This window comes from Mesoplasma seiffertii ATCC 49495 (genome assembly GCF_000518725.1).
Lineage (GTDB): Bacteria > Bacillota_I > Bacilli_A > Mycoplasmatales > Mycoplasmataceae > Tullyiplasma > Tullyiplasma seiffertii.
Map to the genome: position 1 here is coordinate 17,950 of NZ_JAED01000009.1, position 16,717 is coordinate 34,666.

Annotated in this window: 9 protein-coding genes and 1 tRNA gene; all 10 read left to right on the forward strand. The window is 30.8% G+C overall.

Going from position 1 to position 16,717, the window contains the following annotated elements:
• The first annotated feature begins 17 nt into the window (after positions 1 to 17).
• The 10 genes from phnC (at position 18) to L872_RS0100840 (ending at position 16,673) form a co-directional block, all read left to right on the forward strand.
• On the forward strand, positions 18 to 785 hold the full coding sequence (phnC, locus tag L872_RS0100795; RefSeq protein ID WP_027063004.1) for a phosphonate ABC transporter ATP-binding protein: 768 nt from the start codon (positions 18 to 20) through the stop codon (positions 783 to 785).
• A complete protein-coding gene (locus L872_RS04445) occupies positions 785 to 3,382 on the forward strand; it encodes an ABC transporter permease subunit (protein ID WP_051418403.1) in 2,598 nt (865 codons plus the stop codon). Before phnC ends, L872_RS04445 begins: the two co-directional genes overlap by 1 nt.
• Positions 3,383 to 3,519: 137 nt before the next feature.
• On the forward strand, positions 3,520 to 3,975 hold the full coding sequence (gene rplM, locus L872_RS0100805) for a 50S ribosomal protein L13 (RefSeq protein ID WP_027063005.1): 456 nt from the start codon (positions 3,520 to 3,522) through the stop codon (positions 3,973 to 3,975).
• The gene (gene rpsI, locus L872_RS0100810; protein WP_027063006.1) at positions 3,975 to 4,370 is read left to right on the forward strand and encodes a 30S ribosomal protein S9; all 396 of its coding nucleotides are present in this window, start codon (positions 3,975 to 3,977) and stop codon (positions 4,368 to 4,370) included. The genes rplM and rpsI overlap by 1 nt, the downstream gene beginning before the upstream one ends.
• Before the next feature lie 150 nt (positions 4,371 to 4,520).
• Entirely contained in the window at positions 4,521 to 7,394 is a 2,874-nt protein-coding gene (locus tag L872_RS0100815; protein ID WP_027063007.1) for an MOLPALP family lipoprotein, read from the forward strand.
• A 139-nt stretch (positions 7,395 to 7,533) separates the two neighbouring features.
• On the forward strand, positions 7,534 to 10,320 hold the full coding sequence (locus L872_RS0100820; RefSeq protein ID WP_027063008.1) for an MOLPALP family lipoprotein: 2,787 nt from the start codon (positions 7,534 to 7,536) through the stop codon (positions 10,318 to 10,320).
• A 90-nt stretch (positions 10,321 to 10,410) separates the two neighbouring features.
• Positions 10,411 to 10,487 (forward strand) — tRNA-Ile (locus L872_RS0100825).
• Between the two features lie 91 nt (positions 10,488 to 10,578).
• Positions 10,579 to 12,516 carry an MATE family efflux transporter gene (locus L872_RS04450; RefSeq protein WP_051418404.1) on the forward strand — a complete coding sequence of 646 codons (1,938 nt, stop codon included), beginning with the start codon at positions 10,579 to 10,581 and terminating at the stop codon, positions 12,514 to 12,516.
• An 84-nt stretch (positions 12,517 to 12,600) separates the two neighbouring features.
• On the forward strand, positions 12,601 to 15,018 hold the full coding sequence (gene leuS / locus L872_RS0100835; protein WP_027063009.1) for a leucine--tRNA ligase: 2,418 nt from the start codon (positions 12,601 to 12,603) through the stop codon (positions 15,016 to 15,018).
• Positions 15,019 to 15,119: 101 nt separating this feature from the next.
• Positions 15,120 to 16,673 carry a hypothetical protein gene (locus L872_RS0100840; protein WP_027063010.1) on the forward strand — a complete coding sequence of 518 codons (1,554 nt, stop codon included), beginning with the start codon at positions 15,120 to 15,122 and terminating at the stop codon, positions 16,671 to 16,673.
• The last annotated feature ends 44 nt before the right edge of the window (positions 16,674 to 16,717 follow it).

Consider the following 16,717-nt stretch of genomic DNA (forward strand, 5'->3'; position numbering starts at 1 on the left):
TGCATGTATAAAACAAAATGATTAAATTTACAAATGTTGATAAAGTTTGACCTAATGGTAAACATGTCTTAAAAAATATTAACTTAACAATTGAAGAAGGGGAATTTGTTGCCGTGATTGGTCCTTCGGGAGCAGGAAAAACAACGCTTTTGAAAACTATTAATCAAATAAATATTATATCTTCAGGAAATATTCTAGTTAAGATTAAAGAAAATGATGGTACACATAAAGAATATGATCTAAGTAGCATCAATGGCAAAGAGCTACGAGCATTAAGAACTAAAATTGGTTTAATGTCACAAGAATATAACAATTTAGAAAAACAAACGGTTTTACAAAATGTGTTAAATTCTAGAGTTGCTAAGTTACCATGATATCGAGTATTTTTAGGATTTTTTACAAAAAAAGAAAAAGTTGAAGCATTAAAAGCTTTAGATAAGTTGAGCCTTTTGGATTATGCCTATACACGAGCAGGCAATTTATCAGGTGGTCAACAACAAAGAGTTGCTTTGGCAAGAACAATCAATCAAAATCCAAGTATTATAATTGCTGATGAACCAGTGTCGGCGTTAGATCCAATTTTAGCAAACCAGGTTATGCTGGATTTTCAAAAAATCAATCAAGAATTAAATATGACTGTAATCATTAATATTCATCATGTTGATCTTGCGGTTAAATATTGTCGTCGAATTATTGGGTTAAATGACGGAAAAGTTGTTTTTGATGGAACCCCACAACAATTAACCGAAGCCAAACTTAAAGAAATTTATGGGGGTAATTATTAATGGTAAAGAGGCAACTAAATAGTTTTTTTAACCGTAATGTTTTTAAAGTTAATACTAAATATTCTAAACCTCCCAGACGCTTGTTCTTTTGAACAGTCACTTTATTTGTTATTGCTTTAATTATTTTTTCATTCCTCTCAACTGAATCAAAATGGTTAGAAACATTTCGTGATTTGCCGGCGCTATTTAGTCGCTTCAAAGAAATGTTTAAATGAAACTGAGATGAATTTACTGAAAAAAATATTGTTGGAACATCTTTTTTAGGACGCTCATTAGCATCAATTTGAGTGACCATAATAATGGCATTTGCAGGAACATTAATTGGAACTTTTATTGCAGTTCCAATTGCAATTATGGCGTCAACCAATATTGTAAAAAATAAAGTTGTTAACAACGGTGCCAGAATTATATTAGCAATTTTTAGAACAATTCCGGCGTTTGTTTATGCCTTGCTATTAGTAAACTATTTTGGTCAAACTACGTTTACTGTCACATTGGCGTTAATCATTTTTACTTTTTCAATTTCTGGAAAAACTTTGTATGAAAGAATTGAACAAGTCAATACACAAATTTATACTACTGCTAGAGCAACAGGAGCTTCTAAAAATCGTTCGTTTAGAGTTGCTGTTTGACCCCAAATATCTCATCATGTTTTGGCCATTACTTTTTATAGTCTTGAAACTAATATCCGTTATATTTCAATTATTGCTGGAGTAACAAAACTTGGTATTGGTCAAATGATTAATGACCAAGTTGACTTAAATTCTTGAGATCGTGTAGGGTTTTTAATTACGTTATTAGTTTTAGTAGTTTTGACTTTGGAAATATTAATCTGAATTATCCGAAATTATATTATTGAAGACAAAGATTCTTTACTAGATCAAAAAGTGCAAGGAAAATATCAAAAACAAATATCAAAAATTAAGCAATCAAAAAATCTAGATTATTACTTGGAACATATTGTTGCTAAAAAAATTAACTTTGAAATTAAAGAGTGCCAAGATTCAAAGCTTTTGCAATCTTTGAAAAAAACTAAGAAAACTTTAATTAAAGATTTTAAAAAACAACACCAACAATCTATTGAGAGTGATAAAAAAGCTTATCGCCAAAAACTACAAAGTACTCATAGTCAAATTAGTTGTTTTGTTAAATCAAAAGAGTTAGGATATGAGGTGCGTTTAGACAAAGTATATTTAAGCGAATTTAATGCTAAAGTTGAAGTTTTAAAAGCTCAACAAGTTAGCGAGTTAAAAACTTTAGCATCTCAAGAACATCAAGAATTTTTAGAATCGTTAACTCCTGAAATGGTTTTGAGAGCTCAACCAAAGAACTACATTAAGCGTTTTATTTTATATGCAATTATATTCATCTTATTTGCTTATTCACTTTCACAAATTCAAGTAGAATTAGCGAATAAAGAAACTATCATTATGACTAATAAAAGTATTCTGAAAATGTTTCAAATCAGTTGAGCATCATTTTTTGGGTCAACTGCAAGTGGAGCCAATACTAATGCTCCAATGAGTGTTGCTTATTTGTTATTTGAAACTTTATCAATAGCAGTTGTAGGAACTTTTATTGGAGCAGTGTTTGCTTATTGTCTAGGAATGTTATCATCTGAAAAAATTGTGAATAAATATGTTGCTAGAATTTTTATAGCTTTGACATCAATTCTTCGTGCCGTTCCAACATATATTTATGCCATTCTATTTATTGTATTAGTAGGAATAGGACCATTCACAGGAATTTTGGCATTGATTATGGGTACTATTGGAATGTTAACAAAGTATAATCGTGAGCAATTTGATGATATTAATGTCAAGATTATTGCTCAACTTGAAGCGACAGGAGTTAATTGGTTAGGTAAATGACGATACGGAATTGTTTCTCAAACTTCATCAATTGTTATTTCGAATATTATTTACCGTTTTGAAATTAACTTTAAAGAGGTTGTAATGTTAGGAGCTGTTGGAGCGGGAAATATGGGATACCTATTAAACGCTTATTTCCGTGATCAATACTTTCATGAATTTGGAGCATTACTGTTTGGAATTATTCTATTTACTTTATTAATTGAAAATATTTCAGTCGCAATGCGACGCAAAGTTAACAATAATACCAATCTTAAGGTTTATGATAAATTGAAAAACTGAATTGATCAGCATTGAGCAATTACTTATCGAGCAAACGAAAAATATTTTGGGGTTACTACAGCAATGACATTCGCTGAATCAAAGGCGTTCTATGCTTATTCAAGTCAAGTTTACTTTAGAAACTATCAAACTTTAAAATCTGCTTTGAAATTAAGTCAAAAAGATTTAACGGCTCAAGCATGAAATAAAACCAAACTGGAAGTTTGTCAAGAATTAGGAGTTTCTGTACCAAATACTAATGAATTTGAGCAGCTAAAGACAGAAGAACATTTATTGTGAACTGAAAAACGCAAGCAACTTAAACAAGACATGCAAACTAAAATTCATGACTTTAAGGAACAACTAAAACAAGCCAAAACTAAATCAGCAATTCGCGAGCTTAAAAAAGCGATTTGATATACTAAAACTTCAACGCAAATTCAACTTTCAAAGTTAGAACTTTAACAAAACATGCTGAAGTTGTTTAAATAAAAAAACTTGTTATCTTTTTTAAGATATCTTGATATATATTAAAAAATTACTTATAATTATATCGCTTACTACACTTTTACCCCGGACAGGTCATAAGGAGAAAAAAGCACATGAATCAAACAACACTTATTTCTGCAAAAGACATCGATAAAAAATGATATATCGTTGACGCTGCAGATCAAACAGTGGGGAGATTAGCAACTCAAGTTGCTATGGTATTGAGAGGGAAAAATAAACCTAACTTTACACCTCACATTAATAACGGAGATCACGTTATTATTATTAACGCTGAGAAAGCAAAATTTACAGGTAAAAAAGAATCAGATAAAACTTACTACCACCACTCAATGCATCCAGGTGGATTAAGAAGAAGAACTGTAGCGGTTCAAAGAGATTTAGATGCAAGAAAAATCTTAGAACGTGCGATTAAACTAATGTTACCTAAAAATGTACAAGGTGGAAACCAATTTAGAGCATTACACGTATTTGTTGGAGAAAACCACCCATACGCAGCTCAAAAACCAGTGGTATTAGAAGTTAATACTAAAAAAGGAGACAATAAGTAATGGCAGATAAAGTTATTTATAGAGGAACAGGAAGAAGAAAAACTTCTGTTGCTCAAGTTATTCTTACTCCAGGTAAGGGAAACATCGTTGTTAATGGAGAAGCTGCATTAGAGTTTTTCCCATACGCAACACTTGTTCAAGATTTAGAACAACCATTAGTCGCTACAGGAACATCAACTGATTTTGATATCACAGTTACTGTTAAAGGTGGAGGATTCACTGGTCAAGCAGGAGCAACTCGTTTAGGAATTGCTAGAGCTTTATTAGAAGCAAGTGAAGACTACAGAAAATCTTTAAGAGCAGCTGGGTTATTAACTCGTGATGCACGTATTAAAGAACGTAAAAAATACGGATTACGTGGAGCACGTAGAGCACCTCAATTCTCAAAACGTTAATTTGAAAACAGCTTTGGCTGTTTTTTTATTTGTTTAGTTATTCAAAAACTGGGTTTAAAACCGACAGTAAAAAAATTCTCATTTTGATAGTAAAATTATATAAACTTAAAAGTGTTAGTTTGTGACTATTTCGGTAATAAGGAGAAGTTTATGAAAAAATTTTTAAGCGTTCTTGGAGCATTGACAATCGGAGTTTCAGCATCAACAACAGTAGCTGCTTGTCTTCCAAAAAAGTCTCAACAAGATGATAAAAATAACGTTCGAAAGCCTAAGGAGAAAGTTTTTAATAATTCTCTAAATAATTTACAAGGAACAGCGGCTTTAATGGCTAAAAAAGTTATTTTAGGAGATCAATACCAATATAGCTCAAAAGTATTAAATTCAATGTTTAATCATTTGAAGGCAAAAGACAGTATTAATCAACTAAATGAAAATGATAAACCTTATAACGAAAATGATTTTGCCCTTGATGAGCAAGCGACATTTGGTGATCTAAGTTTTCGCTATTTTGGCAATGACATGAGCTTTAAAAAGACTGAGCTTAGTTCTAATATTAAGTTAAACGGTAGAAAAGGGACTTCAAATGAATTACTAACCAAATTTATTCCTGAGCAAGGTTTTTTAGGAATTGATGGAGAAACTATTGCAGAAGCAATTGATATGATAATTAAATTGATTCCTTCAATTTCTACTAATATGATCACTAATATTTTAAAAGGTTTTGGAGCAGGAATTGATTTTTCAATTTTGGAAAATAAAGTTGGTAAACAAAATCTTAAATATATTTCTCAAGCGGTTAAATTAATTTTTACTAACCAAAATATTGTTAAAAGTATCAATCAAGGAATTACAAAAATGGATGTTATTCGTGAAAGTTATGATCTTTCATTAGCAAATATGACAGGAGCAATGTTTATATCAATTGCAAATGGGGTTTCTTTAATTAAAAATCCTCAATTTGTACCCTTAGCAACAAATACTGATGCTGATGTTAAGACTAATCTTTCTAAAGCAGCAGAAAGTTTGTATTTAGGAATACAACCATTGGATAGTGACTCAAAATTAATATCTTCAAAACCAAAGTTAACATTAGATAACACTTTGAATTATATTAAAGCCGGCCAAGAATTTGTTAAAGGTTTACAATTTTTTCAAATGCAATTTTCACTGTTTGATAAAACAAAATCTGTGAATCCTAAAAATGGGCAAAATTTGTTTGATGATAAATTAAATAATAAAACATTTTATAAAAATCTCTTTAAAGGCAAAGTTGGAGATAAGTTTGCCGCGGCAAATTTTAACTTTAAATATTTATTAACAACATTTAAATATTATTTAGGGGCAATTGGAAATCAAAATGATCCTGAAGGTAGACGTTTGCAGAAGTTTTTATTTATTTTATTTGGAGATGCTAGTCAAGTTACTGAGAAGTTCGAGTTCGACTGAAGCGAAACTGGGAACACCGTGAGACATCAATGAAACTTTTCTTCAAAAAATGGTTCTAATGGAGCGAATTTTGGTTACTATTTACTGCAAAATTTTTTAATTGGAAAAGGGGCGACAACAGCGGAATCAATTTGAAAAGGTTTGACTTCAATTAAAACTCCAGTAATTGGAGCTCTATCAAAAATTAGTCTTCAAGATTTTAAAGGTTTAATTAAAAGTGATCAATTTTATTATTTAATTTGTAACTTCTTTTATGCTTTTTCAAATGATGAAGGAGTTTCTGATGGTTTTAAAGGTCCGTTAAATCAAACTCTTAAAAAATTATTTAATAAAACAGTTGTAGGAATTACTAATTTTCCTAAATATTTAACTAAAAATTTATTTTCTTCGTTATATGCCAAAGACTTCAGATCTGAATTTTCAATTAATATTGGAAGTATCGTAACAATCAACATTTGAGATAAACTTGATGATGCAACTAAAAAAGCAGTTAATGACTTTTTAGGAGGAGCAGATGTTCCGATGAATCTTCAATCAGTTTTAAAAAAACCATTAAGTTCATTATTAAATAAAACACCTGATGAATTACCTGATGAATTACTAAAGTTTTACACTAAAAAAACTATTCCTGAAATAATTGACAGTCTAGCAAATGACTTTGAAATCGATGATAAGCAAGATTTAGAATCGTTACAGTCTTATGGAATTTATATTGATGATGTTTCAAAATTGATAAACGATTATTTAATTAATAATGAGTGAGTTGATGAATATGGAAATAGCCATCGTGGAAACATTATTTCGCAACTTTTAGATAACTTAAAAGACACTTTAAGAATTATCGGAATTACATCATTTGGTGTTCGTGATAATTCTTTATGAGATTTCTTATGCAAACATTTTTTTGTCCCTGATCATCAAGAACATGAAGTTCGAAATGGAATTAATTTAACTTTAAATGGTAAACGTGTTTATGTTGATAATAAGCAAGAACTTACTAAAACTCTATCTGATATCTATATAAGTTCGGCAAAAAATAAAATAACTTTATTCAGTAATAAACCAAAAATAGCGAATGGAAATATTTTAACTCAAGCACAAATTAATCAAGCTGGGAATGTGATTGAAGATTGAAGTACATTGTTAAACACAAGCAATAAAGAATTTTGAGTGGTCAACCAATACCGTCAAAATCCTAGTCAAGATCAAGATAATAAATATGTTATTACTGAAGTTGAGAAAATTGCGCTTGAACGAGTTAAGATGGATAATTCTAAGCAGTCTGAAGTAACTGATCACCTGCAAGAAATTTTTCAAGTTCTAAATCGCATTTATAGCCATATTAATGTAGTGAAAGATTATAAACAAGAAATTATGCAACGTTTTAATGCCGAAAATCAATACCAATGAACTTTTTCAGAACCACAACTTTTAGATAATGAAATTATTATTGGACAAACTCTAAAAGTTGTTTACACTAATTTAGAAACACAATCGCATGTTACCTACGAGTTTAAATATTCTCGTAGTCAAGGAACCATGCCGTTTAAGTTTGATAGCATTGCTAAAATTGCTTAAAAGTTAGCCAAAAAATAAAATTATAACTACTCCCTTTTTTATAAAAATTACAACATATAGTGTGCAAAATGACTATTTAAATTATTTTTTAGTATAATAAATTTATTGAATTTTTTATTAAAGTTAAAAGGAGATAGTTATGAAAAAAATGTTGGCGGTACTGGGAGCAGTTTCTTTAACTGCTTCATCAAGTGTGGCGGTTGTAGCTTGTACACCTAAAGTTAAAGACCAAGACAAAGCTCCAGACCCAAGTACTTACAATAACTCACTTGCTAATTTGCAAGGTTCAGCAGCGTTAGTTGCCAAAAAGGCAATTTTAGCTGATCAACATGGTTATAGTTTTCAAACACTACAAAATAAAATGGGAATTAAACTTGCAGAAAAACAAGTTAATTCTTTAAATATGGATGGTAAACAGTTCGATAGTAAAGATCGTGGTTTAGATGAATTCTCGACTGTAAATGAATTGGAATCACGTTATTTTGGTAATAATAATTCACTGTCAAAAACAGAACTAACAGAAAATATTAATTTAAAAGGGAAGTTAGGAAATGGTAAGGGAGCAGTTGCTCAAGCTGTTCCTGAAAACATTGCCGGAATTTTAGAATTAGCAATGTCTATTTTACCAAGTTTAACTACAGAAGTTTTAACAAACCTAGTAGGAAGTCTAGGACCCATTGTTAAACTACCGGATTTAAATCAAACATTAGGAAGCCAATTAGTGTCGGTTATTTCATCAGTGGCCAAACTAACTTTAACCGCTTCAAAAGAGACAATTAATAAGGCAATTGATAGTATTGATGTTGTACAAGAAACACAAAGTGTTTCTGTAGAAAACTTAACTGGAGCGATGTTAATTTCTTTATCAAATGGAATTGCACTTTTAAAAGATCCAAATTATGAATTATTAAAAGTATCAAGTGATGCAGAAATTAAAGCCGGTATGTCTAAATCTGCAAAAACAATTATTGGATTACTTTCTTCTAAAACAGAATTTGAAGTTTCTCAGACTGATTCAATCATTGACAGTATTCCTCAATACCTTAAAGTTATTCAGCAGTTTATTAAAATGGCGCAATTTTTACAAATGTCATTATCATTGTATGATTCTACTAAAAGTAGTTTGGTAACTGATGGAAATCATTTATTTAGCACTGCAAAAACAAATGCTCAATATTATGATGAAAATATAAAAGGTAAAAAAGTTTCAGAAAAATTTGTATCAAGTAGCATTAATTTAAAGTATTTATTAACTTCTTTAAAATATCATTTGGGAAGTATTAACTCTGAAAATGACCCAGATGGACGTAAGCTACAAAAACTAATTTTTATTCTTTTTGGGGATGGTAATACTTTTACACGTAAAGGTGGCCTTCGCCCAAAAGTCACTCATACATTAAACTTTAAAGAAAAAAATGCTTCGGCAGCTACAAATTTTGTTTACTATGTAGTTCAGGAATTACTAACTGATGAAATATTGGGAAACCTTTACCAAACTATTAAAGACATCAATGTTCCTGTTATTGGATCAATAACATCTTTGAAAAAAGAAGAATTTATCCAATTGTTTAGAGATGAGCAATTTTACTTTTTAATTGGAAATATTTTTTATGCTTTAACAAATGACTTGGGAGTATTTGATGCAAACGGTTCACCTTTAAATCAAATTTTAAGTAAATTAAACGTTTTAGCGGCAACTGCAGTTTACTTTCCAAAGTACCTAACTGGAAATTTATTTTCTTCTTTGTATAAAGGGAATTTCAAAACTGAATTTATCATTGAACTAAAAGCGATTATAACTGTTGCAAGGATTAATGTATGAGACAAGCTACCAGAAAATATTAAAAATAGCGTAGATGGTTTTTTAGGTGGAGCAGAAGTTCCTATGAACTTGCAGTCTGTATTAAGTAAAAGTTTGAAATCACTTATAGGTAAAACAGACACTCAAGCGACTTTGGGAGATTATTATTTAAAATTAACAATTCCGGAATTGATTAATGACATCACCAATGATTTTGGAATTGATGAAACTAAAACACTAAAAAATCTTCAAACATATGGAATTTATTTTGATGATTTTAAAACATTGTTCAATCAATTTATTTTAAACAACAAATATGTTGATTCACAAGGCAAAGAACATACTGGAAATTTAGTTTCTCAAATTGTTGAAAACTTGCCAGACTTATTCAATATTTTAGGATTTAGTAAAAATGGCGTTATTAAAGGTTCTTTATGAGAGTTTGTAATCAAACATTTCTTAGCTCCAGACGTAGACCACTTGAATCACGAAATTAAAAAAGGAAAAAATATTACATTTACAAATGGACCAACTAAATTTGCTAAAACTGCTGAAGAGTTAGAAACAATTCTTAATAACTTTTTCCAAGCAGGTCCAAAATATAAAATGCTTTATTTAAATGGAGCAACTGTTCCCGATGATTATGCTCTTGGTAAAATATTGACAGATGATTTAATCACTAAAGCCAATCTATCATTAGAAGACATCATGGAATCTAAAGAATCAAGTGTTATTGCAGTTGTTTATAATGAATCATCTAAAGTTGTTGCCGAAAACAATGTATTATCGTTAGCAAATGTTGAGATTAATAATATTGGTGACGATCAAGAACTAGGAAAAGATCATTTACCTGAATTAACTGGGGGAATTGTTAAAATTTATAACAAATTAAATGTATCAACTGATTTGTCGCTAGAAATGAATGAGCGTTTCACAAATCAAGAGTTATATTCATGAACATTTGAAGATCCAGAGTTAATGAGTGACAAAGTGTCAATAAAATCACAAAAAATGAGCGTTCTTTATAAGAACCCAAAAACAAATGAACAAGTTCGTTATAACTTTAAATACTCTCGTGAAAGTATCAACAAAGTCTTTAACATCGAGTATATGCAAAAACAATAAATGACTTCGGTCATTTTTTTTGACTTTTTTTAAAAAGTTATTTTTTATACTTGCATTATGGTGCAAAAAATACTAAAATTATTTTGTTTTCGGAATATAGCTCAGCTGGTTAGAGCACTCCGCTGATAACGGAGAGGTCGTTGGTTCAAGTCCAATTATTCCGACCATTTGAATATCTAGAAAAGTACTATTAAATTAGTACTTTTTTTATTTTTAAAAAGTAATATAATATCTTAAGATTTGGAAAGGAGATCAAATATGACTAAGGAATTATTAGCAGATAAAAAGAACAAATGATTTGCTAGTCGGGCATGATATGCTGCCGCTTTAACCGTGATTGTTTGATCTGTTTTTCAAGAAATTATCATGGCTTCAACAGATATTGTTGATAGTCTCTTCGTAAGTAATTTAGCGGATAGCCAAGTTGTAGGATTTTCCGCTTTTAAAGAAATGATTGCTAATAGTGGATGAGACAAAATTGACTTGGACATTTTAGAAAGTTTGGGACTTGGAAGTTATTATGGAAGTGGAATGAGTTATACTGCAGGTCAAATTGCTGTTAATGGTATTTCAGCTTCAAATCAAATGTATGTAATCATGTTTTGTATGGTTTCAGGGTTTTGTTATGGGTGTGGTGTTTATTCTTCACAATATTATGGATCAGGAAACTACGAAAAACTTCGTCAGGTAACTGCAATGAAAATGATTGTTGTTTTTTCAATTACAACAATTTTTGCATTACTGGCAATTCCTGGAGCAACAGAACAAATTGTGGGGTTCACAACTGGTCCTAATTATCGATTAAAAGAGCCACTGCAATCATTAGATCCTCAGAATGCTGATAGCATCAAAGCATGATTTGGATATATTCAAAATGAAGCTGCAAAACTATCAACTCAAGAAGGAGTTCATTATTATCAAATTGTTGCACCAACTTATCTTTTATTAACAATTAACCAGGTAGCAATTACGACACTTCGTGAAACTCGTCGTCCATTATATTCATTTTGAATGGCGCTTATTGCTTTAGGGTTTAACTGTTTGGGAAATGTTATTTTAACAGATCAAACTGTTTTAGGAGACAATGCATTAGGTGTTAGAGGATCAGCTGTTGCAACTGCAATTGCTCGTGCCTTGCAGACAGTATTTATTGTTACCTTATTAACTATTAAAAAGTTCGAGTTCATTCCTATTTGAAGATCGTTTATTATTCAAAAACGTATTGTAATGAACACAACAGCAAAAGCAATGCCAATTTTATTTAATGAACTACTCTTTGCCTTTGGAACTGTCGTGATGGTTAAATTACGAGGTAAATACTCAGTTGAAGCTTTAACAGCTAATGCAATTTATGCCACAATTACAATGGGAGTCTTTTCACCACTGTACCATGGAATGAATGCTGGAATTACCGTGTTTGTCGGAAATGAGTTAGGAGCAAATAATTTAAAAGCTGCTGAATATAATGCAAAACACTTATATATAATTGCAGTACTTACTGGAATTGTGGCTGGAGCAATTTTAGCGGGGTTATCAGGGATAATTCCAAACATTTGAGAAATAAACTCCGAGGCTAAAAGAATTGCTTCACAGATGCTGTTATTTTATGGATTACTCTACTTTGGAGTAATGATTGCGAACTCAGCTTATTCAATTCAAAGAGCAGGGGGAAGAGTTTGAGAAGCAACCTTGACAGATTCTGTTTTCAACTGAATTTTTCAAGTTCCAACGTATGCGATCTTAATTTTATTAAATACTCATGTTAACTCACAATCAGGATTTATTAGTCTAGATATTACTTGAGTCTTTTTAATTGCCCAATCATGAATTTTCTTGCAAGGAGCTTTTGGGTATTTATTATATCGCCGTAAGAAATGATTAGTTAATTTGACAGCTGAAACTGACGAAAAAGATAATTCGTTATTATTAAAATTGATTACCAAAATTCGTGGTCGAAAAAAATTAAATCCTAACATGTCTTATCGTGAAGAACACACTGTCGAACGTATTGAAGAACTAATTGCTCATACGAAAGCAAATCTTCAAGAAGTCTTAGATTCACAAGAGTTACTTGAAAACCGTGAAGAACAAATCTTGCATTTGCAACAAGCAATTAAAGACTTGGAAGATAAACGAGTATTGGCTAGTGAAGGGTTTAGATCTCATAAAATTGGCCGAATTCGTAAAGATGTTTAATAAAAGCAGACTTTGGCTGCTTTTATTTGTATTCAGGTCTAAAAATAGTAAAATATTATTATGAATTTTTAAAGGGGAAATAAAATGGACTTTTCACATAGAGCGATAGAAAAAAAATGACAAAAGTATTGAAAAGAGCATGAAGTTTATAAAACAACTAATGTTAATGACAAAAAAGCTTATATTTTAGATATGTTCCCATATCCATCAGGAGCGGGACTACATGTTGGTCATGTTAAAGGATATACAGCAACAGATGTCTTAGCACGCTTTCGTAGAATGCAAGGGTGTGACGTCTTACATCCAATTGGATGAGATGCTTTTGGATTACCAGCTGAACAGTACGCTTTAAAAACGGGAAATGATCCACGTGAGTTTACATTAAAAAATATTGATACATTTAGAACCCAATTACAAGCATTAGGTTTTTCTTATGATTATGATAAAGAAGTTAATACCGCTGATCCAAACTACTATAAAATAACACAATGAATTTTTCAGCAAATGTATAAAAAAGGTTTGGCAGAATTGCGTGATGTTGAAGTTAACTGATGTGAAGAATTGGGAACAGTATTAGCTAATGATGAAATTATTGAACTAAATGGAGTTATGGTTTCTGAACGTGGAGAGTATCCAGTTGTTAAAAAGACTATGCGTCAATGAGTTTTAAAAATTACCGAATATGCTGAAAAGTTATTGGCTGGTTTAGAAAATTTGGATTGACCACAATCAGTTAAAGATTTACAGAAAAACTGAATTGGAAAATCTGAAGGAGTAGAAATTAAATTTACGACAACAACGGGTTTAACAATTCCAGTATTCACAACTAGAGCAGACACAATCTATGGAGTTAGCTATATAGTATTATCTCCTGAACATGAACTTGTTAGTCAAATAACAACATCACCGCAAAAGTCTTTAGTTGAAGCATATATTCAACAAACAATTTCTAAATCTGAAATTGATCGCAAAGATGAAACAAAACCAAAAACTGGAGTGTTTACTGGAGCAATGGCAATTAATCCAATAACTGGAGAAGAAGTTCAAATTTGAATTGCTGATTATGTTTTAAAAGATTATGGTAATGGAGCAGTAATGGCAGTTCCAGCGCATGATACTCGTGATTGAGAGTTTGCAACTAAATTTAATTTACCAATTAAATTTGTTATTGAACCAAAAGATACAACAAAAGCTTTTGTTGGTGAAGGAATTCATATTAATTCTGGAATTTTAGATGGTTTGAATCGTCAAGAAGCAATTGCTAAAATTACTCAATTATTAGAGTCAAAAAACTTGGGAGTTAAAAAGGTTAACTATAAATTACGAGATTGATTATTTTCTCGTCAACGCTTTTATGGAGAACCATTCCCAATTGTTTATACAAAAGATGGTCAAGTTGGGTTAATTGACAAGTCACAATTACCAGTAACTTTACCGAAAACAGAATATATTAAACCAACAAAAACAGGTGAATCACCATTGGCAAATGTTAGTGAATGAATTAATACTTCTTATAATGGACTACCTGCAATTCGTGAATCAAATACAATGCCGAACTCTGCTGGACCAAGTTGATATTACTTAGCATATATTTTAACTGATAAACCAGGGCAATTAATTGACATTGAAAGTGAAGAAGCCAAAGCACGCTTTGCTAAATGAATGCCAGTTGATTTATATATCGGTGGTCAAGAACATGCGGTTGGTCATTTATTATATGCTCGTTTTTGAAATCATGTTTTATATGATCTAGGAATTTTGTCAACTCCAGAACCATTTAAAAACTTATTCAATCAAGGAATGATTTTAGGACCTGATGGTCGTAAGATGTCAAAATCAAAAGGAAATGTTATTAATCCTGATGATGTGATTAGTTCGCATGGAGCTGATACTTTACGACTATATGAAATGTTTATGGGACCACTTGATGCATCATTGCCATGAAGCTTTGATGGTTTAGATGCGGCGCTTAAATGATTAAATCGCGTATACCGCATGATTAATAAAGTTGAATTTTCATCTACTAATAATGGTAACTTAGATTTTGTTTATAATGACGTTGTTAAAAAAGTTACAGAAATGCTTGGAGATTTAAAATTCAATACAGCAATTTCCCAATTAATGGTTTTAGTAAATGCAATTTATAAAGAAGAACCAGGAACAGTTTATAAACCATATGTTGAGGGACTTGTAAAAATGTTAGGATTATTTGCACCACACTTAGCCGAAGAATTATGAAGTATCTTAGAAAATACTTCAACTGTAACTTTAGCAGAATGACCAACTTATGATTCATCTAAACTTGTTTTAAATACAACAACAGTTGCTTTCCAAGTTAATGGTAAATTGCGTGGTTCAATTGAAGTTGCTAAAGGACTTTCAAAAGAAGCATTATTAACATTGGCAAAAGCGGATGCCAATGTAGCAAAATTTATTGAAGGATTAACTATTGTTAAAGAAGTTGTTATTCCTGATCGAATTGTTAACATTGTTGTTAAATAAGTCATTGATATTTAAAAAAATCTTATAAACTACGGTTTTATAAGATTTTTTTTATTTGGTTTTGCTATAATTATTTAGTTAGAAAGGATATTGGAAATATTATGAGAAAAACAACCAGAAATATGGTTTTATTATTCGTTGTTATTGTAATTTACTTCGGTTACGCAGGATGAATTGATGGCGCAGCCCTTTACAATATCGAAGGTGTTCAATGAGGGGGAGCAGGTTGAGCTGATAAATTAAATGTAATTTTAGGCGATAACTGAGGTAAGTGAACTGAAATAACAGTGGCTGAATTACGTGAAAAACTAGTTGGAACTGGGTATTCATTAGCTGGATTCATGGCACCAAATTCTTTAATGAAATCATTATTAGACCCATTTAAATTAGTATTAGTAGGGGGGGTTTTTGCAATGTTAATTCCATTAACAAAACAAATCTTCTTCGGACAAATTACTGGTTTAAAACAGTACATGAAAGCAAGACGTTCAAACGTTTTATTCAACTACCAGTCAGCAATTACTTGAGCAACAGATTTAAATTCTAAATTAGCATTAGGAGATTATGAACAAATTAAAGCTCACTATGCATCATATGCAGGATTAAAATTTAAACCTCAATTTATGACAAACATGGTTGACGAAATTGGAGATTCATTAATTAAAGAAATGGACTTATCAATTTATGTTAAACCAAGTGAAGTAGTAATTAATTCATTGAAAGAAATGTATGAAAAAGAACGTGCATTAGCAATCGTTGGAAGAGCTGACGAAATGTTCTTTGACTTTAAACGTGGATATGAATTTACATCAGTTGGATCAAAATACAGTATTGCTTACTACAAAGCATTACCAACAGATACTTCAACTCAATCTAAATTGGCTTGAAAACTATTCAGTTTAGAAATGTTTAGATTTTATGTATTTATGTTAGCAGCAATTATTCCGACAATTATTATTTCAGGAATAATTTTACCTTTAGTAGCAGGATTAGGAACTGGAGCTGCAGCAGAAATTGCTTCACCATTAGTTATCTTCTTGACATTCTTTGGAGTTGCAATTATTTTACATGCTTCATTTACATTAACTAAATCAGCATATAAAAATCTTAAAAAAGAAATTATGATTCCCGCAATTACATATTACTTCTTAATTATTTTAATTGCGATTTCATTAGCAGCTGGAATGGTAGGACTAAGACAAGTTGGGCAAATGGGACACGGAGAAATTTGAGATCCAGGAACAACTGGAACTTTAATGTGACCATTCTTCTCAGCATTAGGATACTTCATTTTATCTTCATGTTTAGCAATGTATATTTTATCAACACTTATGGATGCACATCGTTCTCCAGAAGGAATGACAAAAAAATTATTAGTAGACGGAATTGTTTTACCAGCAATCGCATGAGTAATTGCAACTGGTTCAAACTTTACTGGATTATTCTGACAAGGAAATTCTGCAGCTAATATTCAAGCAATTTTAGCTTCAGTTAACTCAATTACTTTAGTTGGATTCTGAATTTACTTATCATTCTCAAACGTGTTATTAAACAACATTGTTTTACCATCAGCACGCAAAAAATTAGCTTTACAAGCTGAACTTGCCGAACAAGGTCAAGAAGCAAAAGCTAAAAAAGATGCGCAAGCAAAATAATTTATAAAGTATTATTATTGTTTAAAAAAACCGCAGTTGCGGTT